The 21,759-nt window shown below is 38.3% G+C and carries 19 protein-coding genes; 11 read left to right on the top strand and 8 right to left on the bottom strand.

Annotated features, from left to right (window positions below):
- Nucleotides 1-12: 12 nt before the first annotated feature.
- The 4 genes from A9239_RS14395 to A9239_RS14380 all read right to left on the bottom strand — a co-directional run bounded on the left by A9239_RS14395 (nt 13) and on the right by A9239_RS14380 (nt 4,381).
- On the bottom strand, nt 13-879 hold the full coding sequence (locus A9239_RS14395; RefSeq protein WP_048157180.1) for an ABC transporter ATP-binding protein: 867 nt from the start codon (nt 877-879) through the stop codon (nt 13-15).
- A 277-nt stretch (nt 880-1,156) separates the two neighbouring features.
- Nucleotides 1,157-2,371, bottom strand: coding sequence for an ABC transporter permease (locus tag A9239_RS14390; RefSeq protein ID WP_048156438.1), 1,215 nt, complete (start codon nt 2,369-2,371; stop codon nt 1,157-1,159).
- A 52-nt stretch (nt 2,372-2,423) separates the two neighbouring features.
- The gene (locus A9239_RS14385) at nt 2,424-3,665 is read right to left on the bottom strand and encodes a COG1361 S-layer family protein (RefSeq protein ID WP_048156435.1); all 1,242 of its coding nucleotides are present in this window, start codon (nt 3,663-3,665) and stop codon (nt 2,424-2,426) included.
- A gap of 140 nt (nt 3,666-3,805) precedes the next feature.
- On the bottom strand, nt 3,806-4,381 hold the full coding sequence (locus A9239_RS14380; RefSeq protein WP_329957091.1) for an ABC transporter ATP-binding protein: 576 nt from the start codon (nt 4,379-4,381) through the stop codon (nt 3,806-3,808).
- A 2,287-nt stretch (nt 4,382-6,668) separates the two neighbouring features.
- On the opposite strand from A9239_RS14380, the gene A9239_RS14370 reads away from it, so the two are divergent.
- The gene (locus tag A9239_RS14370; RefSeq protein WP_141706477.1) at nt 6,669-6,878 is read left to right on the top strand and encodes a hypothetical protein; all 210 of its coding nucleotides are present in this window, start codon (nt 6,669-6,671) and stop codon (nt 6,876-6,878) included.
- Nucleotides 6,879-8,101: 1,223 nt separating this feature from the next.
- On the opposite strand, the gene A9239_RS14365 is transcribed toward A9239_RS14370, so the two are convergent.
- The gene (locus A9239_RS14365; RefSeq protein ID WP_048156429.1) at nt 8,102-8,935 is read right to left on the bottom strand and encodes an ABC transporter permease; all 834 of its coding nucleotides are present in this window, start codon (nt 8,933-8,935) and stop codon (nt 8,102-8,104) included.
- Nucleotides 8,932-9,921: an ATP-binding cassette domain-containing protein gene (locus tag A9239_RS14360; RefSeq protein WP_048156427.1), complete on the bottom strand. Its 990-nt coding sequence runs from the start codon at nt 9,919-9,921 to the stop codon at nt 8,932-8,934. The genes A9239_RS14365 and A9239_RS14360 overlap by 4 nt, the downstream gene beginning before the upstream one ends.
- A gap of 586 nt (nt 9,922-10,507) precedes the next feature.
- Here A9239_RS14360 and A9239_RS14355 point away from each other — a divergent pair.
- The 3 genes from A9239_RS14355 to A9239_RS14345 all read left to right on the top strand — a co-directional run bounded on the left by A9239_RS14355 (nt 10,508) and on the right by A9239_RS14345 (nt 11,504).
- Nucleotides 10,508-10,807 (top strand): Hsp20/alpha crystallin family protein, encoded by a 300-nt coding sequence (locus A9239_RS14355; RefSeq protein ID WP_048156425.1) that lies wholly within the window; start codon nt 10,508-10,510, stop codon nt 10,805-10,807.
- 45 nt (nt 10,808-10,852) lie between these two features.
- Complete coding sequence (locus tag A9239_RS14350; RefSeq protein WP_048156423.1) at nt 10,853-11,161, top strand: Hsp20/alpha crystallin family protein; 309 nt, start codon at nt 10,853-10,855, stop codon at nt 11,159-11,161.
- A gap of 133 nt (nt 11,162-11,294) precedes the next feature.
- Nucleotides 11,295-11,504: a DUF1059 domain-containing protein gene (locus A9239_RS14345; RefSeq protein ID WP_048156420.1), complete on the top strand. Its 210-nt coding sequence runs from the start codon at nt 11,295-11,297 to the stop codon at nt 11,502-11,504.
- A 444-nt stretch (nt 11,505-11,948) separates the two neighbouring features.
- Here the strand turns inward: A9239_RS14345 and A9239_RS14340 are convergent, their stop codons facing one another.
- The gene (locus tag A9239_RS14340; protein ID WP_048156417.1) at nt 11,949-12,431 is read right to left on the bottom strand and encodes a TspO/MBR family protein; all 483 of its coding nucleotides are present in this window, start codon (nt 12,429-12,431) and stop codon (nt 11,949-11,951) included.
- A gap of 350 nt (nt 12,432-12,781) precedes the next feature.
- On the opposite strand from A9239_RS14340, the gene glnA reads away from it, so the two are divergent.
- The 5 genes from glnA to A9239_RS14315 all read left to right on the top strand — a co-directional run bounded on the left by glnA (nt 12,782) and on the right by A9239_RS14315 (nt 19,262).
- Nucleotides 12,782-14,125, top strand: coding sequence for a type I glutamate--ammonia ligase (gene glnA / locus A9239_RS14335; protein ID WP_048156413.1), 1,344 nt, complete (start codon nt 12,782-12,784; stop codon nt 14,123-14,125).
- Between the two features lie 786 nt (nt 14,126-14,911).
- On the top strand, nt 14,912-15,964 hold the full coding sequence (locus A9239_RS14330; protein WP_048156411.1) for a glutamine amidotransferase family protein: 1,053 nt from the start codon (nt 14,912-14,914) through the stop codon (nt 15,962-15,964).
- On the top strand, nt 15,961-17,472 hold the full coding sequence (locus A9239_RS14325; protein WP_048122182.1) for a glutamate synthase-related protein: 1,512 nt from the start codon (nt 15,961-15,963) through the stop codon (nt 17,470-17,472). The genes A9239_RS14330 and A9239_RS14325 overlap by 4 nt, the downstream gene beginning before the upstream one ends.
- A gap of 5 nt (nt 17,473-17,477) precedes the next feature.
- A complete protein-coding gene (locus A9239_RS14320) occupies nt 17,478-18,221 on the top strand; it encodes a hypothetical protein (RefSeq protein WP_048122181.1) in 744 nt (247 codons plus the stop codon).
- A 6-nt stretch (nt 18,222-18,227) separates the two neighbouring features.
- The gene (locus A9239_RS14315) at nt 18,228-19,262 is read left to right on the top strand and encodes a Coenzyme F420 hydrogenase/dehydrogenase, beta subunit C-terminal domain (protein ID WP_048156408.1); all 1,035 of its coding nucleotides are present in this window, start codon (nt 18,228-18,230) and stop codon (nt 19,260-19,262) included.
- 822 nt (nt 19,263-20,084) lie between these two features.
- Here the strand turns inward: A9239_RS14315 and A9239_RS14300 are convergent.
- Nucleotides 20,085-20,813, bottom strand: coding sequence for a hypothetical protein (locus A9239_RS14300; RefSeq protein WP_048122173.1), 729 nt, complete (start codon nt 20,811-20,813; stop codon nt 20,085-20,087).
- Nucleotides 20,814-21,147: 334 nt separating this feature from the next.
- On the opposite strand from A9239_RS14300, the gene A9239_RS19690 reads away from it, so the two are divergent.
- Both A9239_RS19690 and A9239_RS18525 read left to right on the top strand, forming a co-directional pair.
- A complete protein-coding gene (locus A9239_RS19690; RefSeq protein ID WP_155396536.1) occupies nt 21,148-21,285 on the top strand; it encodes a hypothetical protein in 138 nt (45 codons plus the stop codon).
- A 30-nt stretch (nt 21,286-21,315) separates the two neighbouring features.
- Nucleotides 21,316-21,612 carry a hypothetical protein gene (locus tag A9239_RS18525; protein ID WP_052712939.1) on the top strand — a complete coding sequence of 99 codons (297 nt, stop codon included), beginning with the start codon at nt 21,316-21,318 and terminating at the stop codon, nt 21,610-21,612.
- Nucleotides 21,613-21,759 lie beyond the last annotated feature (147 nt).

Here is a 21,759-nt window from a genome sequence, read left to right as displayed (position 1 = left end):
TAACACCCGAGATTATTCCGTATTCTGAACTATTCCATCCTTTACGAGCACTATCCTGTCTGCATATCCTGCAATTTCCGGATCGTGAGTAATCATTACAATTGTTCTTCTGTCTTCGTTGAGTCTTCTAAATATATTTAGAATTTCACAGCCTGTCTTCGAGTCCAGATTTCCAGTGGGTTCATCTGCAAGGAGGATCGCAGGGTCATTGATAAGAGCTCGGGCAATAGCAACTCTCTGGGATTGACCACCTGAAAGCTCACCCGGCTTGTGGTGCATTCGATCTTCCAGTCCCACGAGTTTAAGTAATTCCTTTGCTCTTTCATGAGTATCGACTCCACTCCTTGCGTTGGCATAGGTTGGAAGCTCAACGTTTTCAAGAGCTGTAAGCCTGGGGATCAGGTTGAATGTCTGAAAAACAAAACCGATTTCTAACCCTCTGAGCCTGGCAACTTCCTTGTCAGATAGTTTATTGATATCCAGACCTTTAATTATGATTGTCCCTTCCGTAGGCCTATCAAGAAAACCGATAAGATTCATAAGTGTGCTTTTACCCGAACCCGATGGTCCCATTATGGCAAGGAATTCTCCCTCTAGCACTTTAAGGTTTATATCATGAAGAATTGGAACCTCCATACCTCCAAGAGTATAGCTCTTTTTGACATCAATAACTTTAATTATTGGAGTCGCTGTCCTATGTGTTTTGTCACTCTGTAGATCTCTCGAACGGCCCAGTTTACATTTAAACGATTCTTCTTTTGAATTAACGAGGCCTTCTCCAGAGGGCAGTTCTACTTCAAGTGTGAGATTTTCGGTTTCTGTCTCCAAAATTAAATCTCCTGGAGCAGAAACGTCTTTAATCAAAATCTTCGTTTCCATATCTACTCCTCTGTTTTTCAAATATTCAAATTAATTAATAAATCTCCTACGTGTCATACAATTTAGCCTAGTCCGATTTTTGTGTTTTAAGCGTTAACCGTAGAGTGATTTTCCAGTGTGCTAAATTCGTTGAGTGGATCCATAGAGCTACTTGTTATGAAGTTATTTTGAAACTATTTTTACCGATCAATATCCAATCGAGCTGGTCAAGAGGAACGGATTGAAACAGAAAAGGGCTATTCTCCAGATAGAGTAGCCCTATTCAAGGGACATATTCTTATTCATACCTTAAGGCATCCACAGGATTCATGCGTGCAGCTTTTCTTGCAGGATAAAGACCAGCAGTTATCCCGACAAGAACCGAAACTGCAATCCCTATTTCAATCAATGTTAAGGGGAAAACAGGAGGAAGTTTAAGGGCAATTTCAAGAGCGTAAGCTCCCAGACCACCTATTACAGTACCTACGATCCCCCCAAAGGAACTGACCATTACAGATTCCAGCAAGAACAGAGATAGAATATTGGAATTGCTGTAACCTACAGATTTCATTATCCCTATTTCTCTGGTTCTTTCAGTTACGGTCACAAGCATAATATTCATAATTCCTATCGAGCCCACAAAAAGAGATATTAGGGCAAGAATGAGAAGGAAAGAACTCAAAGCATCTCCTATTTTTCCAGTTTGCTCAAGAACTTCCTCCTGATTAAAGACGTAATAGGGTTTTAAATCCTCATTATCAATATCTCTTTCCGGGACTCCAAAGTTCCTCGCGAATCTGCTATCCACGTCATCTGAAATATCACGAATTTTCTCAGGACTGTCTGCCATCGCAAGGAAGGCTCCATAGTCTTTTTCCCCGATCATCTCATTCATTGTAGAAACGGGAATAAAAACTGTTAAATCGTAGTCACTATCCTCACCCACAACAGTTGGCTCGGAATTTTTCAATATTCCTTTTACCTTAAAACTTTTCTTTACAACGGTACCGTTTTCCTGTCGAAAAGCGATCTCTACAGTGCTCCTGTGGGAAATATTTTTGCTGAACTTGTCATTTGCAATATCATATCCAAGAACAGCCACAGCGCTATCTTTGTCCGTCAGGAAAGTACCCTCTTCCATTTGCAGTCCCTGGATTTCCTGAAAATCTTTGTTAATTCCTGCAATATTTACATTTTTAGTTTCAGAAAGATATGTGAGATCCCCGCTCATCGATTTTCTTGGAGATACGCCGGAAATTCCCGGAGTATTCTTCATTAGATTGTACTCGTTATCAAAGAAGAGATTTGGCTGTTCGCTAGCTGCGATAATAAAATTAGAGCCTACAGAAGAGATCTCATCAGTAAAAAACTGGTTAAAACTGGCACCAAGAGATGCGTTAACAACTACTGCAGCTATGCCAATTACTATTCCCAGTGTTGTAAGTGCAGACCTTAGTTTAGCACTACCTATACTTCCAGCTGCTATACGAGCTGCCTGTGAAAATTTTATCATATTTTCCCCCACAAATATGATGTCAGCTAACCTTTCTTTAATATTTCTTTAATTATTGTTTCCTTCTTCTGTAGAACAAGAGAGCTGCAGGAACAGAGATTATAATAAGTCCACCTGCCAGTACGGCTGTTGAATTAGACTCAGGGGACTCTGAAATGTTTATAAATTTCAGGTCTCCTACAGTGTTTGCATGTCTGTTGATTCCGTTGTTGTAGTTAGCAGTGAGGCTCATGTTTATCTCTCCTTCCTTACTGGTGCCCCATGAATTGTCTGCAACGGCATTAAATTCAATCGTAAAAAGTTCGTCCTGATTCATTGGTCCTATGAAATACTCAGCAGGGTAAAATGTGACTCCTTCAGCTTCAGGTTTTATACTAACCGAGCTAAACTCATTAGGATGAGTGTTCGCTACATCGAACTCAATTGTAGATTCACCATTTGTCAGTTGAAGTTCTTTTGAAGGAATCACTCTTATGTTAGAAGAATCTACCTTGAGAGGAATATTCTTTCTGCTGTTATAATCGAAGGAGTTCCCCTCTATTGCAAGTTCAAAGTTGTGAGTTCCTTCTGGAGCGTCTTCTGCAACTTTAACATTGAAAGTCAGTTTGATGCTATCTCCAGGCCCTAAAATGCCCATATCTTCATAAGGAGCGTCAAGGACGATTATCCCATCAGATAAAGGTTTTAAAACTGCAGCCTGAATTCTGGCATTGGTATCGAAGTCACTTCCATCAATGGTGACAGTAGGATTGCTTGCAGTGTTTATAAGAGTTACAGTGACAGTACCCCTGTCTCCGGGCATGAAAACTTCTGGTTCCGAAGCAACTTCCTTAAGTTCAACTGTACCTTTGCTCTTAAATGTTTCAGTGCCTATTCGTATGTCAAAACTTTTCTCACTCCAGGGGCTGTTTTTACCTGTTTTTGTTCTGATGTCAATGGAGCGGATTCCTTTCTGCGCATTTTTGTCTACAAAAAGGTAAAATTCCTTTGTAGCAGTCCTTCCAGGATTGAGGGCTCCAACATTCTGTAAGGCATTTGTCTCTGAATCAAGAGAGAAAGGATATTGAGGTACAACCTCGATGTCAACATTGTCAGCTTTATCCCCTCCAATGTTTTCTACCTGAACGGTTAAAGTCAGGTATTCTCCTATTTTTGCAGGATAGGGATTTGTTTCGACTATTGTAACTTTCAGATTGGCTCCCCCAACAGCTGCAGAGGCAGGAACTGCAAAAAGCAAGAAAATCAAAAGCAAGGAAAAAAGAGTTGCTACAGTAATCTTCTTTATCATTTCCATATACTTGCACCTTCAATTGTATTGAATTATTTCATCTTTTACTGGGATAACTCTGTTAGCATATTTTGCAATTTCAGGGTCGTGTGCGACGATTACTACTGTTCTCCCTTCGTTATCCAAATCCATAATATACAAAGGATTTAGGCTCCTATTCTGGAGTCAAGGTTTCCAGTCGGCTCGTCCGCAAGAAGGATTACAGGATCATTGATATGCGGTACGATTGAAAACCTCTGGAACTGCCTTCCTGAAAGTTCTCCTGGTCTGTGATGCATGTGGTTATGAATTCCCATAACTTTGAGAAGTTCCGTTGCATGCTTTGTTGAATCAATATTGATTCTCGAATTAGCAAAAGTTGGGAGCAAAACATTCTCAAGGGCAGTCAGGCGCGGAACAAGATTAAAACTCTGAAACACAAAATCAATTTCAAGCCCCCTAAGGCGGGTAAGCTCTTGATTCGGCATTCTATTGAGGTCACGCTTCCTGACAAGAGCTTGACCTTCAGCAGGCCTGTCAAGGCAATCTATAAGGTTCACAAGAGTACTTTTTCCTGAGCCTGGTGGGCTCATTATAGCCAGAAGTTTTCCTCTCTCAGTTTTGAGATTGATGTCTGAGAGCACGGAAATTTCCAGACTCCTAAGTACGTAGCTTTTCCTTACATTGGAAACCTCGACAATAGAGAATCCACCCTCAGGTAAACTATTTTTGATAATATTCATATCCCCCTTCCCCAAAGTTACTGAAATGTGATGAATGGATTATATTGAATAATTTCAACGTTTTTACTCATTATGTAAGACAGTCCATTTTAACTTATGCTTTCTTAATTTACGACTAAAGTGACTATTCAAAGGCACGTGGCTACTGGTTTCTAGCTTTGAAAGCAAGAAGTACGAACTATATTTTCAAAATTGAAGCTCTATATGCTGTTTTGGACTTTTTAACGAATTTTTTCAGTATAAAACGCGGGTCTTTACCAAAAATTTCTGTAAACAGAATCCTCTAAAATGAAAGCAGTGAGAACAGATAGCTGTAACTATTTCATGAGAGGAGAGGCTTTTCCCAAAAAATTCATAATCTTATCCCGGTATTTGTTCTAATAAATTTATACTGTTTTTATATTACATATTTTCTAAAAAGACGATGGCAGAATTAAGATGGTTGCACCAGACATTTTAGAGAATTTTTTCTTTGGACCTGTGAATACAATTAAATATTTAGATCTAAGTGGGAATAAATTTTAAACTTTTGAACATAATATAAGTTAAAAAAACATATGTCTGTATGTGAAACCTTTACTCTAAACATTTAAGAAGTATTATTTATAAGAAGATGATTTTCTATTGAGCTTATATAACTTAATATATATAGCTATATACAGTCACTGTTAGCTAATATTTTAAACGGTAGATCCTGAAATAAGAGGAAATCCACCATATGAATATTATCAAGTGGCTGACAGTAGCCATGTGACTTGGAGGTTTGATAGACAAAAATTATATCAAAATTGAACAGCGGTTGCAAATAAAATTGCTATCTACAGTATGCAAGTATCGATTTCGAAAATACAAACTACGGAGGGAATAAACATGTTTCCAGAACTTATCTTTGGATTCAACCTTAACCAGTGTTTTAACTTCACAAACAACATTGGATTCTTTTTCTCGTTCTTTTAAATGAACGTATGTAAAAGAATTGTAAGATGTCTCTCTGCAGGGAATGGCCAGGTTATTATATGTCCAGGCTGCAGGAGGCGAGGTATAACGGGGGATAAACAATCAAGAACAGATTGGAGGAAATGATATCATGACTTTCAGTATTTTTTATTCTTGTGTCAGCAAAGCCTATCAGGCTGAATGCTTCAAATTCTTCTACTGCGATTAAGTAGGAGTGCTAATTAGAATTAAATGGTCTCTGCGGGGAAAGACCATAAAGTCTTATATTTCCCACTAGCAGAGAGCCAGGGTATAACGGGGGATAAACAATCAGGAAAAGACTGGAGGAAACGTATTATGACTTTCAGCATATTCTATTCAAAGGTCTGCAGTACCTATCAGGCTGAGTGCTTCAAATTCTTTTACGAAGACTGTTGCTGGTAATCAAGCTGTAAATTAAACGGTTTCTGCAGGGAATAATCATAGGTCTTATATTTCCCAATTGCAGAAAGCCAGGTATAACGGGGAACGAACAAACTTAATAAAAAGATGGGAGGGGTTAAAAATGACCTTCAGCATATTCTATTCAAATGTCTGCTATTCCTATGTAGCTGAATGCTTCAAATTCTTCTACTGCGATTAAGCAATAATGACGATTAAGAGATAACAATAACATATGAAGTTACCTGCTTTTCAGGTAACTTCTTCTTTACAAAAGAAACGTAATATTACCACTTTTTTACTTCTTTTTTATTTTGCTAATATTTACTCTTTTGAAGGTGTCTGTAGTTTCAAACATACTTTTTGAAATATGGGATAGGAAACAGTCTATAATTTAAAATTGTTTTTAAAAAGCCGAAAATAGGAAATGTATAATATTTTTTGAACATCATGGCTCCCTTTAAAGGGTATTCACCTCCGAAAAATTGAAATGGAAATTAAAGAAACGAGATGCTTGGAAATCCTGTATAACTATTGCAGTAAAAGATTCTGTTTCTAAATACTAAAAGACTATTATTTGTAAGAAGTTTTAGTTCTTTACATTATATATAAATTTAAAGTATACTTTGATATTGATGCTCCTTGGTAGTTCTTTATTGGAACAGTTACTTTCCAATAGACCTAAATTTGATACTATTACTCAGTGTAGGCATATACAATCCAGTTATCCAACTTAATATCCTTTAAATCCCTAAATCTTTTAGCTGGAACTATTAAAGATTGTTTATACTTACCTGTAGTTCCAAAAGTAAATTCCTGGGAGTATAACTTGGGAGTATGATATAAACTGGATATCTAAGGAGGTTGGCGAAAACAAATATTATCCAAAGTATCTGTGAACCGAGTTAAATTGGCAGAAGATGCTCAATTTTTATTGAAGGAAGATGGATTGAAAAGAGACAGTTTTGAAAGTAGAGAAGTGGAGGGACTTACAATGTCAATGCTTTATTTGAGTTATACAAAAATCACCATTTTTCTAGAGATTATAAGGTTTAAGATGATGTACCTCAGCGGTCAGGGCTTTGGTGGCTTTGGTGGCTTTGGAAGATTCTCCCGGTGAAGTAGATCTCAGTGTTTATTAGTCAGTTACCATTCTATATCAAATACAGGTTTATACTATATGCTCATGCATGTAACCTGTATTATTTTTTCTTAAAAAAGTGACTGGGTTCGGGTTTTTTCTAGAAAATATACTACAATGATTAGTCAAACAACCATAGAGTTCAGCCGAGTAATTTACATCTCAGCTCTGTTCTTGTACTTGAGATTCCAATAAGGAGGTAATTTAGGTAGAGGAACTGAGACTTAGAAAATATTTTGAAAATCAATTAAGGAGTTATAAAGAACAAAGAAAAAACAAAGAAAAATTGAAATTTTTAAGGAGAACTAATTTTACTTTTTTAATATGAATTAGGTTTAAATATTTATAATGAAGAAAATTTTGAGTTTTTAATTAAAAAGTGAATTTTACTAGTTTTAAAAAGTTAATTAGATAAAAAGTCTTTGCAGATTCTGTTATAAGTGTTATTTTCTTTAAATTTTAAATACGGCATATAAACGAGATATTTATTTGACTTTGTAGGTATTCTGAAATTCGCAGCATTCAAACTGTTTCTATATTTAATTTTGAAAATGAATTCATACGATTAATTTAATGTCACGTGTATTTATAGAAAAATCGGAGGGATGAATAACTATATAACTTACGTGGTTAAAACGAGAAATCTATAGCATTAAACCTTTAACCGTCTAAAACTCATACTTAATTACAACGCCTATTGTACTTGATTTTGTATTTTAAGTACGTAAGTCCTAAACTAGTCGAGTCTATCGTTGCAGGAGATCGGTAGTTGACGACTTTATTAGAATGAAACTGGAAAAACAAAGTCTTGAATTCAGGGAGGTTCCTAGGCCTGTCCAGTATTTGCACCATTTTCTCCAAAAAAGAATAAGATTCAAAGCACTCTATAGAAAACCGTTATTCACGTAACTATATAGCGTTTTATGGTATTTTGCTAAAGCGTAACTAAAGGATGAGCCTCATTAAAACGCGAGGGCTATAAATCAGAACTGTTTAAAAAATACAACTACATGTCTAAAATTTACTTTTTAAATAGGGAACTTGGATTATTTACTTTTAAATCAAAAACTTGGATTATGTAATTTTAAACAAGGAACTTGGATTAGGAATCCAAGTTTTTGAATATATAAAACGTGCCTGTTTAAATGAAATCTTTGTATCATTAGATAAAAAGTTAAAAAACAATAAGCGAACTGGAAATATTATATGTCTACTTTATTAAACCTCCACATAGCAGCAGATAACATTACAAGGGCGAAGAAAATGAGGCCCAGGAAAGACACGACTATATCAACTGGTGTATATATGTAGTGAGTTCCCATCACAGAGAAGTCGGTCCCCAAAGCAAAATAACGAATTCCGCCTGCTAGAAGGGTCAGCGGGTTAAACATCGATAGAACCTTGAGGATAGTAGGAAAGCCGTCAATAGGATAAAGGGCGTTACTTACGAAGAAAATGGGCATACTAACCAGGGTGAGGATAGACTGCATTCCCTCCGGATTTTCAACGGTAATTGCAATTGAACCTGACAGAAATAGGAAGCCAAGAGTAAATATTGACACCAGTAACATAATACCCACTATTGCGATAAGAGTTTCAATAAGTGTATATCCCTTAAAGAACTCCATTCCTACAAGTTTTCCGAACCCTATTATTATGAAAGTTTGAAAGAGGGCTTTAGTCACACCGGAAAGTCCAACACCGAGAATAATATGAGATCTGGGAACTGGACTTGCAAGAGTTTCTCTCAAAAGGCTAAATTTTTTGTCAAACATAAGGGTAGTGCCTCCAAACAAACTGCTGAACAGCACATCCATTGCAATTATTCCTGCACCCATGTAGGTAATATATTTGACTACGGGAACGCCGGGTTCATTTGGAACAAATGAAGTTAGTTTGTCAAAACTATCTGACATGGCAAGCCCAAAAAATGCCAGCCACATAATAGGTTGGATCATTGAAGTGATGAGTACTGATTTATATCTGAAGTATTTCAGCATCTCCCTCCAGTATATGGCACGAAATTCGAAGCTCATTTAGAAATCCCCACCGTTTCTACTTCTTGCTGTTTTTCGTCTTCATTGCCTTCCCTTAACCCGTGTCCTGTGTAATGAACAAAAACATCATCCATTGAAGGTTTTTTAATATTTACGATTATAATGTCTATCCCCTCTCTCCGAATTTTCTCCATAATTTGAGGAAGCACATGAGTAACATCCTCCCTGATCATAATTCTCAAAGATTTCGTATCTTCTGTTATACTTTTAACTGACTCAAGTGACCTTAAGATCTCTGCAGCAGCCTTATTATCGCTTGTTTCCAGGTAAATAAGGTCTTTACCAAGTTTATTCTTTAATTCATCAGAGGTTCCGGTTACGATTATTCTCCCCTGGTCAATTATGCTTATCCTGTCGCTCAACTGATCGGCTTCTTCCATATAGTGTGTTGTCAGGAATATAGTAGTACCCTCTCTCTTAATCTCTCTAAGGTATTCCCACATTCTCATTCTCGTCTGGATATCGAAACCTATCGTTGGCTCATCAAGGAAAAGGACCGCAGGTTTTGTCATCAACCCTCTTGCAAGCTCAAGCCTTCGCTTCATGCCACCGCTCAAATCTTTCCCCAGGGTGTCCTTTTTACTTTCCAGATCTGTCAGCTTTAAAAGTTCTTCGATTCGTTTATTTCTTTCTTTTTTTTTCATCGAATAGATCCTACCGTGATATTCCAGATTTTCAGACACTGTCATTTCATGATCGAGGCAAAGCATCTGGAAAACAATACCTATTGACCTTCTTACGGAGTTTGGTTCCTTTGCGACATCATACCCGTTAACTCTAGCTTCGCCTTTCTGGAGTTTCCTGAGTGTCGTAAGAATATTAATCACGGTACTTTTGCCTGCCCCATTTGGACCAAGGAATGAGAAAATCTCCCCCTGTTTTACAGTAAAACTGATATTGTTAACAGCTTTTACAGAGCCGTATGAATGTTCAAGATTATTTACTTCTATGACATTACTGTCCATTCGTGAATCAACCCCTTCCCTCTACCGTATCGGATCGCTCCTGTTATTTTATATTAGATCCCAACGTACGACCCCTATTAAATGGGTATAAATTTAGTAAGTAGTTTACTGAAACTATTGAGTTTGAATAAATCTCTCGATAGTTTTACACAAGTAGTTATGTTTCAGATGGTTTATATAAATAGGAAATAGAGTTTCTAAACTAACCTCTGAGACGCTTCTTGTTTTTTATTTAAAAGTTTATAAGGTGCCTGATAAATTACTTGGTTAAATCTTAGTTATTGAAGCGTGCTCCTTGTAATCTACCGCTATTGTTTTCTATTTAATAGTTCTGTCTTTACTACATTGTAAATTTACTACACTATAAATATAAATAGAAAAAAATATATAAAAGATATCTTTATATTATGGAACCTGCTTCGAAACAAGAGTTAATTAAGCTAGCAGTTAAATTTCTATTAAAAATAACAATGAATTTATGTTTAGTAACACTGAACAATTATAGTTCTAACTTACATATTTTCAGATTTATGGGGGATGATACATATAAATACGTTAATCAACGATGTTATTCTGGGGGTAAATAATGGTAGATATTTTGCGATTATCACCTGTTATCAGTGCATATCCTGACGATGAATTTGAAAATCTGGAAATAGAAGTAGTTCTTCCGGGAGTCGAAAAGAAAAATATTACTTTTAAAATTACCGAAGGCGGCTTTTATGTAAAGGCTACCAAAGAAGGGGTTGAGTATGCAGACAGTTACACAGTCTGCTGTCCTGTAAGCCCGGAAAAAGCGGTCGCTAATTATTCAAACGGTGTACTTAAAGTAAAGGTACTTTATCAGCAGCCTTTTGAGAAAGCAGTGGACGTTAAAATCGAGTAAGGGAAGAGATTTGAGGGCAGACTTCTTTAAGGGGGAGAGAATACTATGGAAAGTTCAATACCTAGAATATTGAAAACTCCAATACTAGCAATGTATCACGATGATACACATCTACATCTTATTTTGGAAGTTGAACTTCCCGATATAAAAAGTGAGAATATCACAATTTTAATGCATGAAAACAGCTTTTATATAAAAGCGTTCAGTAAAACCGTAGAGTATTTGGGTTCTTTTTTTCTGGATGGGCCCGTAGATCCCGAAAAAGCAATTGCAGTCAACGATAATGGAATGCTTACCATCAAAGTCCCTTACAAAGAGGGTTTTATGTGTGCAAGGTATGTTCCGATTGAGTAAGGCAACGAAAGAATAGATTATTGTAAAATAATTCTAAAAAACTTAATTTTATATCCTATTAATCTTTATTATATTTTTATTTAATTCAACAAAGACCGTTTCTATTAAGATTTGTTTGCATAGAGGAGATTTTATGAAAATAATAAAATGCGGCGATCTGGGGTTCAAGTGTAACTTTATGGCTGCTGGCAACGAATTGGAAGAAGTTGAAAACGATATACTTGATCATATAGAAAAAGAGCATAAAAAAGAGCTTCAGAATATGTCCGAAGACGATATTCATCATTTGAAGCACCGAATATCGACCCTTCTGGGAAGAAGCTGTGGCTGTGGAGCTCTGTAATACGATAATGTTAATGATATTTGAAAAATGAAAGTTTACTCTGGATTTCTAGGTATACTTTCTTTACAGCTTTTTTAGCGATTAAGAATTTCATTCAAGAATTCCACTATAAAATCATGGGTTCAGGGAGAATAAAATCGATATTGACAAAAAACAGTTTTGAGTAGGCTAATTTTAAACAACCAGTTTTGAATAAACTATTTTTATGTAACAAATTTTAAATAAACTATTATTAATAAGACTTACGCACTTGATAAACAAAATCAATTACGGCAAAGGTTGTGGATTAAAGCCATGTTTTAGACAGCTAACGATCTGATGCTGCTGATTTTTCAGTTTAACTGCGTAAGTCATAATTAAATAAACCCGTTTTAAACAATACTTTTTTTAATGAGAATAAGTTTGAATAGTTCTGGAAGTCAATAATAAGTTTCAAATCTTGAGTCATGAGTTCAGAACCCATAGATAGTAATTAAGCAGTGCAGCGAAGCTAACCCATAGAATATAAGGAAATAGTAGATAAGAAGCCATTTTTGAAATTTCTCTGAATTTCAATATTGTCAGAAAGATTGTAAGCCAGAGCAAAATAATCTCAACAAAAGCATAGTAAGGAGACTTTAGCTCAAAAAAGAGAAAAGACCAGAGAACATTAAGACCTAACTGAACTCCGAAAATAAGCATTCCTTTTTTAACTTTTTGTTCTTGCAATCCTTTTTCCCAGACAAGATATAATGAGATTCCCATAAGTGTATAAAGTGTGACCCAGGCCGGAAAGAATGCCTGGGATGACGGGGTAAAAGCGGGCTTTTCCAGCAAAAGATACCAATTTTCAAGAGACGATACTGTAAATCTCGAACCCATTGCCCCTGCAAACTGGCAGAGCAATACAGAGACAAGAAGCTTGAAGAAATTAACTTTTTGAACCATACCAATACCGGAAATTATTCTATACCCCAAGCGTTATTAATCTTAGGATTAAAAAGCCCTAAGTTTTTGCTGCTGCTTTTTATAGCATTTTTGTAAACACATGCCGTCGGAAGAAAACTCAACTCGCACTAAGAAATTTACTCCTTTTAGAATTAGCTTTAATGAGCTTTATATACATGAGATTCGAAATATATTCAACGAACTGGGGATGCTCACACAAATATTCTCAAAGACAATTCAATTTACCATATATCTAAACAGTTCCATATTTTCTACAAGATTGGGAAATATATATATAGTATCATATAGGTAAAAGGATACCTAATGCCTAGTTAGGATGGGAAATCAAAATGGTGCAAATAAAGAAGTGTATGACCAAAGAAGATGTATTAGAGGCTGTAAAAGAAAGAGACGTAAAGTTTATCCGTACCCAGTTTACGGATACACTTGGCATCATCAAAAGCTGGGCAATTCCTGTTGAACAGTTAGAAGAAGCCTTCGAAAGCGGTGTAATGTTTGACGGGTCTTCGATCCAGGGCTTTACAAAGATTGAAGAATCTGACATGAAACTTGTGCTTGACCCGTCTACTTTCAGAATCCTTCCCTGGAGACCTACAACTGGCGCAGTAGCCAGGATCCTTGGAGATGTGTATCTTCCTAATGGTCAACCGTTTGAAGGAGACCCCAGATATGTTCTTAAGAGCGCAATTGAAGAAGCCAAAAAAATGGGGTACTCGATGAATGTAGGTCCTGAACTGGAATTCTTCCTCTTCAAACTTGACGCAAACGGAAATCCGACCACAGAACTTACGGATCATGGAGGATACTTCGATTTCTCTCCCCTCGACCGTGCACAGGATGTACGTAGAGATATTGACTATACTCTCGAAAGTATGGGCTTCCAGATTGAAGCCTCTCATCACGAAGTCGCACCTTCTCAGCATGAGATTGACTTTAGATTCGGTGATGTGCTGAGTACTGCTGACAATGTTATAACTTTCAAATATGTGGTAAAATCAATTGCATATCATAAAGGATATTATGCTACCTTTATGCCAAAACCTCTCTTTGGAGTAAATGGCTCAGGCATGCATACCAATCAATCTCTCTTCAAGGGAGACAATAATGTATTCTATGATCCAGAGGGTGAAGATCAGCTTTCTCAAGAAGCAATGTATTATATTGGTGGTCTGTTAAAACATATCAAGGAATTCGCAGCTGTTACAAATCCGGTTGTTAACTCCTATAAGAGAATTGTACCCGGATATGAAGCACCGGTTTACCTCACCTGGTCTGCAAAGAACAGAAGTTCCCTTATCCGCATTCCCGCAACCCGTGGCAATGGGACAAGAGTTGAACTAAGATGCCCAGACCCATCGTGTAATCCGTATCTTGCCTTTGCCCTGATGCTTAGAGCTGGGCTTGATGGTATAAAGAACAAGATTGATCCCGGAGAGCCAACTAACACGAACATTTTCCATCTTACGGAAAAAGAACGAGAGGAAAAAGGTATTCGCTCCCTACCTGCAGACCTTAAAGGGGCAATTGATGAAATGAAAGGCAGCAAATTCGTAAAAGAAGTTCTAGGAGAACATGTTTTCAGTCATTACCTCTGTGCTAAAGAGATGGAATGGGATGAATACAAAGCAAATGTTCACCCATGGGAACTTGAGAAATATTTACATATGCTGTAAGCATACCAGAAATCCTAAAACCCATGTGGATACTGAAAAAATTTACTGCGACAAAATTGTGGCGGAATTAAAAGTTTGTTTGAAGAGACACACTCCTTCCGGGAAGTGTGTTCTCATTTTATAATATAACTCCACAACTAATAAAATATTTTTTTATTGATTTTACTGGTCAGGGCAGGGGAAATTTCCTAATATTTTTCAAAACTAAAGCCTGAACTGAATATTGATATAAAAATGCTTCCCTTCTGAAAAACCCTCGTACCCAGGAGGTAACTTTTTATAAAAATTAACTTAAATTGCACTACAAGCAAAGGCACAGAAGTCCTAAAGACGATAGTGTGGAGTCTGTTAAAAAGGAATATTCCATGATAAAAATACAGAGGGTTCTTAAATAAAAATCCAAACGAAAAAATTAAACGGTTAAACCGTTGTGCTTTGCAGCATTACCTCAAGAACTTTTAACCGGAAAAAGAAAAATATATATATCGTCAAATAGGTACTAAATTACTTACTTCCCTTAGTGGTGACCCTCTCGATGTATGAAATGAAGTAGAACCATATGTGGAAGCGTTGCTATATACTCACATTAATTAAATAATTTGCATGAAACAAACTTAGTTAAATATCCATAAATTATGAAAATTGATAAAAAGTTACCCTTAAATCCAGTTTTTCAGCTGGCAAGTTTTTTGAACTAATTCTCAAAAATGAGCCACGGAAATAATCCCGAAAATTATTAACCTATATGCGTTACATTCATTCCTATCCATTTTTAGAGTGATCAAAATGTGTGGAATAATAGGCTTTATAGACCGAACAAAGTCCAGAATGGACGGGTCGAGCATAAAAGCCGCCCTCAGCCTCATGAACGAAAGAGGTAGTGGAGATGGGGCAGGCTATGCTGCATATGGAATTTATCCGGAGTATGCAGACTACTATGCTCTTCATGTTTTCTTTGACAATCTAGGTGAATCAAAAAAGAAGGTAGATGAGCTCCTCGAACAATGGGGAAAAATTGTTCACCAGGAAGAAATCCCGACCACCCCGCAGCCGGGCATAAAGAAAGTACACATCCCATGGAGATACTTCTTTAAGCCCTCAGAAGACCTGATGGCAGGGAAAATGGCTTCTGAAAATGATGTTGTCACTTACATAGTCATGGAAGTAAATTCCAATGTAAAAGGAGCTACAATCTTTTCTTCCGGGAAAAATATGGGAGTCTTCAAAGCTTCCGGCTGGCCTGAAGATGTGGCAAACTTTTACAGAATTCAAGATTACAAGGGATATATCTGGCTTGGACACAACCGTTATCCTACAAACTCTCCAGGCTGGTGGGGAGGCGCCCATCCTTTCAACCTTCTTAACTGGTCAGTAGTACATAACGGAGAAATTACTTCATATGGCACAAACCAGCGTTATGTCGAAGGATATGGATACAAGTGCTCCCTGTTTACTGATACCGAGGTTGTAGCTTATCTGTTTGACCTGCTTGGAAGACAGCATGGGCTTTCTTATGAGATGATTGTCAAGGCTCTTGCCCCGCCTTTCTGGGACGATATTGACCGGATGCCTGCGAAAGAAGCAGAGTTGAACAAAGCAGTTCGCCTTACATACGGGTCTGCCCTTATGAATGGACCCTTTGCAATCGTAGTTGGAACAGAGGATGGCATTGTTGGTTTTACTGACAGAATTAAATTGCGCCCTCTCGTAGTTGGTGAGAATGGAAACCGGCTCTACATATCCAGCGAAGAAGCTGCAATAAGAGTACTTGACCCTGAAGTTAAGAATGTATACACTCCCAGGGCAGGAGAACCAATTATAGGGAGGTTTATTGAATGACTCTCGGAAGTGTGCCCCCAAAATTTAAGGTCAGTATTGACCGCGACCAATGCATGGACTGCGGGCGCTGTATTGAAAACTGTTCATATGGCGTGTACAGAAGAGAAGGCGACAAAATCCTGATCGAATCCAGAAAATGTACAGGCTGCCTTCGCTGTGTTGCCATGTGCCCAAGGGATGCAATCACGCTTACAGAGAAACCTATAGATTACCGCAGCCATCCGCTCTGGACAAGAGAAGTCAGAGAGGATATCATTAAACAGGCTCGTAGTGGAAAGATTATCCTTTCAGGAATGGGAAACGCTAGAGATTTGCCAGTTATCTATGACCGTCTTCTCCTTGATGCCTGCCAGGTTACAAACCCGAGCATTGATCCCCTGAGAGAACCAATGGAACTCAGGACTTACATTGGAAAGAAGCCATCCAAACTCAACTTCAGAAAGACCGAAAGTGGTGACGTAGAGCTCGAAACAAAGCTTGCTCCAAATCTTAAACTTAATACTCCTATTATGATCGGACATATGAGTTTTGGAGCTATTAGCCTCAATGCCCAACTCAGTATGGCAAAAGCCGTAACAGAGCTCGGAACCTATATGGGAACAGGAGAGGGAGGGCTGCACAGAGACCTCTACCCTTACCAGGACCACATGATTGTCCAGGTCGCTTCAGGCCGTTTCGGTGTAAATATCGATTACCTTGAAAGAGGCGCTGCCATTGAGATCAAGATTGGTCAGGGAGCAAAACCGGGTATAGGTGGACACCTGCCTGGAGAAAAAGTAAATGAGGAAGTCTCAAGGACCCGTATGATCCCTGTTGGCAGTGATGCTATTAGCCCAGCTCCTCACCATGATATTTACAGTATTGAAGACCTTGTTCAGCTTATTAGAAGCTTGAAAGAAGCAACCGAATGGAAGAAACCGGTCTTCGTTAAGATTGCAGCCGTTCATAATGTGGCTCCAATTGCTGCTGGTATTGCCCGCTCTTCTGCAGATGCGGTAGTAATCGATGGGTTCCGTGGTGGAACTGGAGCAGCTCCCAAGGTGTTCAGGGACAATGTTGGAATTCCGATTGAAGTTGCAATCGCAAGCGTTGATCAGAAACTCAGGGAACAGGGCGTAAGAAACGAGATATCAATTATTGCAAGTGGTGGAATAAGGAGCAGTGCAGATCTTGCAAAGTCAATTGCTCTCGGAGCAGATGCTGTTAATATCGGGACTGCTGCTCTTGTTGCTCTGGGCTGCAGAGTCTGTGGCAATTGTTATAGAAACCTTTGTCCCTGGGGTATTGCTACCCAGCGTCCAGAGCTTGTGAGCAGGCTTGATCCTGAAAGAGGAGCAGTTCAGGTTTCAAACCTTATTAGAGGCTGGACTATGGAACTGAGCGAACTTATGGGAGCTGCAGGGATCAATAGTATAGAAAGCCTGCGCGGCAATAGAGACCGCCTGCGTGGATATATGCTGGATGAAGGAATGCTTAAAATCCTGGATGTACTGCCAGCTGGAGCCTGATTGAAATGAAGACGGTAAAAATTGATGCAAAAGGTATGCACTACACCCCTTTAAACCAGAAAATCAGGGCTGCGATTAAGGACGGAGCAGAGGAAATTATACTAGACAACGTGCTTGGACAGCGCTTTATAGGAGATGGACTAAGAGGTAATGTTCGCATCATAGTCAATGGGGTTCCCGGAGGAGATCTGGGAATTTTCATGAGTGGACCGACCTGTATCGTACATGGAGATGCCGAACATGCTCCTGGCAATACAATGGATAAAGGAATGCTTGTGATTCACGGAAGTGCAGGAGATGCAGTTGCCCACAGCATGCGAGGAGGAAAAGTCTTTATAAAGAATAATATTGGCTACCGTGGTGGCATCCACATGAAACAGTATGATGTGGAAGCCAGACCTATACTTGTTGTAGGTGGCACAGCCCACTCCTTCCTCGGTGAGTATATGGCAGGTGGTCTGGTGCTCGTGCTTGGTATCGGCGAGGATAAAGCCATGACAGACAGGGGTATAGGAAGCGGAATCCACGGCGGAGAAATTATTATCCGCGGAGAGGTTGACGATTTCTTACTTGGAGTAGGAGCCAAGAAATTCAAGTTTACCGAAAGCGATCTTGAACGCATTGCCCCGACTATAAAGAATTTCTGCGAGCAGTTCGGATATGATCCCGCAGATTTCCTGGACACCAACTACACAAGGATCGGACCTGCAAGCAGCCGTCCTTTCGCAAGTAAATATGTATGGGAGTGATCAGAAATGGCAGAACAGAAACCAATTAGCAAAAGTTACCTTGACCTTAAGTCGAAAGTCTGGGACGAAGGCCTTTGCTCAGGCTGCGGGGCCTGCATTGCAGTCTGCCCTGCTGATGCTCTATACTTCGAAATAGGCGGGGATTCCACACATCCGAAGAGCAATAACTACTGTAAAGCTGCTGTTGACGATGTTCCCTGCGGAGCCTGTTACGAGGTTTGTCCGAGACTCGAAGAACAGCCTTCAAGCCTTCTTGGAGATTACCTTGAAATTACTGCTGGAAGAGCTGAGTTTGATATTCCGAAAAAGCAGAGTGGAGGAGCAGTAACAGCAATTCTTGCAAACGCCCTGGATATAGGCCTTGTAGATGCTGTAGTTACGGTTACGGAAGATCCCTGGACCCTCAAGCCTCACTCAATGGTAATAACCAAAAGTGAAGCCCTTGTCGGTCAGGCAGGAAGCCGTTACAACTGGTGGGTTCCTCTTGTTTATTCCCTTAAGGAAGCGGTTGTAAACAGGAAGTACAGGAACATTGCAGTTGTTGGAGTCCCCTGCGTAGTTCAAGCAGTTCGCAAAATGCTTGAAACCGACAATCAACTTGTGGGCCCATACAAAAAATCCATTCGCTTTGTCATGGGACTTTTCTGCACGGAAAGTTTCGACTACGAAAAACTTATTGCAGGCAAGCTAAAAAGCGAGTACGCTCTCGAACCCATGAAGGTTTGCCGCATTGACGTTAAGGGCAAGCTCGAAATCACCCTCGATGACGGTACGCAGTATGTAATTCCCCTTACCGAACTTGAGGATACTACTCGCCCAGGCTGCAGTGTCTGTACGGACTTTACCGCTCTCAAAGCTGATATTTCAGCCGGCTCAGTTGGAAGCCCTGACGGCTACACCACTCTTGTTGTCCGTACTATTGTAGGACAGCATATTCTTGAAAGCGCAGTTGCTAACAAGAAACTGAGTATAGGTGGAAAAATCGATACCGGGATAATTGAAAAACTTGCTAAGAAAAAGCTTAAAAGAAAACCAGAATAAACTACAGAAAACTTAAGAGATGAAGCCTAAAGCTTCATTTTCATTCTATTTTTGCTATTTTGACTTTTGCACTTCTGTAATTTTCCACGTACTTTTTTTTGGCAGGGCTATAGATGCTATAACGTGTATAGTAACTGCCAGCGCAGAACTAGGAAACGGAATTTCTTTTATCGGGTAGTCTATTATTTTGTTTTCAGGATCATCAAAGAAAATGTTAAATTCATTGACTGAAAGGCGCAAAGAAATAAAAGTACTTTTCACCTTACCTTTTTTTGGCTATTAACTTTATTCTCATTCTAGCTTTAAATTGTCCTAATTATATGATTTTCCAAAACAGTCGGTAAACTAATCTAATCAGCAAGTTTCCATCAAATCACTTTTTCTGGCATCTTTTGTTCATTTGTTTTTTCAAAAGAGATGTTTACAGCCGGAACAAAAGTAATACTCACAAGAAGTATTGCCGCAAATATTGCGCTTATTTTAAGTAGATATTGTCAAATTCAGGTTAATAAGTTACAAAATCTTTACGGATTCCATATTGGCTTATTATGGCAACCGGTAAAAAACAGAGATTTAGCAAGTCCTCTCTAATTAATTCCCAATTTAACAACAGCCCAGTAGAAAAGAACCCCAATAAGAAAAGATACCATAAGTGAGATTTTGATTGACATATAGTCATTTATTACATTTTTAGCCACAACTTCACTAAGTACGATCATGCCAATAACCATAAAAATTGAAATTAAAATCCCTAATATACGTTGTCTTTCCATGTTATCACCTAATTAAAAAATGGCTGATTTTTAATCAGCCAACACTCAATTAAATCCAATACCAATGACTACCAATTTTCACATAAATCGTACCTGTTAATAGCATTGAGGCTATATTTGCGTAAGGTATTCTTACATCTAAGCTGCCATCGGAATTCTGTTCCTGCCAATAAACAGTTTGCACTGCTACAGCGAGTAGAGCACTAAGTATTATTGAAGCAGCAGGTGTAAAAAATGAACCTATGATAGCACCTATTGCTCCAGCTGCACCTGTTCCCACATCTGCAACCCAATTTGCATCTCTTTCGCTGAAGTAGATGTGCACTCCCCCTGTTAAGGTGTCACCATACTGTTCAATATAACTTCCATGCCAAAAACTTGTCCTAGCCGCAGAAATTGCTGCTGCAACTGCCGAACTATCATTGAGACTTGAAGCAGATACGAGCTTTTTGGATACTAATTCATTCTGATTTACAAAAGCAAAATTTACTCTGTTAGGATTCTCTTCATCTTTCCATGAAATAGCGTATCCAATTGATCCATCTTGTTTCTTGAAAGATACTATCTTTTCGTTATCGGTTTTTTTCAATACATTCACGTTTTCTGATACTTTTTTGAGGTCTTCATTAGAAATTGATTTTTTGTTCGAAATGTCTACTGCATCAGCATACTCTTTATTTTGAGAAATGTCAGTCTGTGCACTTACAGCTGGAACAAAAGCAATACTCACAAGAAGTATTGCTGCAAATATTGCACTTATCTTAAGCTTTTCCTTCATTATATGATCACTTCTGTTCTTTACTCCAGAGACAGGATCAAGCAAGCCTTAAATAATTGCAAAGCTAACACTAACTCATGCCTCCGGGCAATGTGGAGTTCGAATAAACCTTCCAGAGAGAATTTGAGCTCCACTGAACATCTTTTTAAATGTCCATATTTTTCTAGGAACTTACTCTTATAATTAATTTGTGACCAAATCATCCAACTGAAAGCATAATTATATCTAAATTTGAATTTTTTTAAGATTTATAGAGTTATTTGCTAAATAATTGGACATTTTACCATAAAATTTAAGTAAACTCTTTTAATAAGTGTTAACAGGAGAGTTGAAAATGTCAAGAAAGATATTATTTATTATATTATTGGCAACCCTGCTTTTTTTATCTGCCACTACAGCAACAGCAGCTGAAAATGTGGAAAACGTAAAAACCTCAAGCAGCTATATCGTAGCATCTTCATATGATACTTAAATTGGTATCGTTGACACAGATATAGGTATTATGACAGTTTATGATTCCGTCAGTCAGGGAGAAACAAATCTTCATGGAAAATACGTAGGTAGTGGTCTTACCCTTCTGGCTGTAGATCTTAATTGGGGAGATTCGACAGACTCTCTTCGGCTTAAAATATATACTCCTAGTGGCTCGGTGCTAGGTTCTTATTATGATAACGCTGATGGAGCTATTGACGGGAGAATTCTCCTGAATATTCAAAATTCAAATGGAATTGAACCGGGAACTTGGAAGTATGAAGTATATGGGTACAGGGTAACTGGAACAGAAGATTATACAATCTGAATTTTCAAACATAATTACTCAATTTATGCGCTGCTATGTTGAAAAAGAGCTTACTTTTTATTCTGGTTCTGAGTACCCTAGGTATAACCAGTGCAGACACCGGAGGATATACCGTTGGTCCCTGCCTACCCGATGAAGAACTTGAAA

It is taken from the genome of Methanosarcina sp. A14 (genome assembly GCF_001729375.1).
GTDB lineage: Archaea > Halobacteriota > Methanosarcinia > Methanosarcinales > Methanosarcinaceae > Methanosarcina > Methanosarcina barkeri.
The sequence above is the reverse complement of the archived record's forward strand: the minus strand, read 5'-3'. Positions and strand labels throughout refer to the sequence as shown.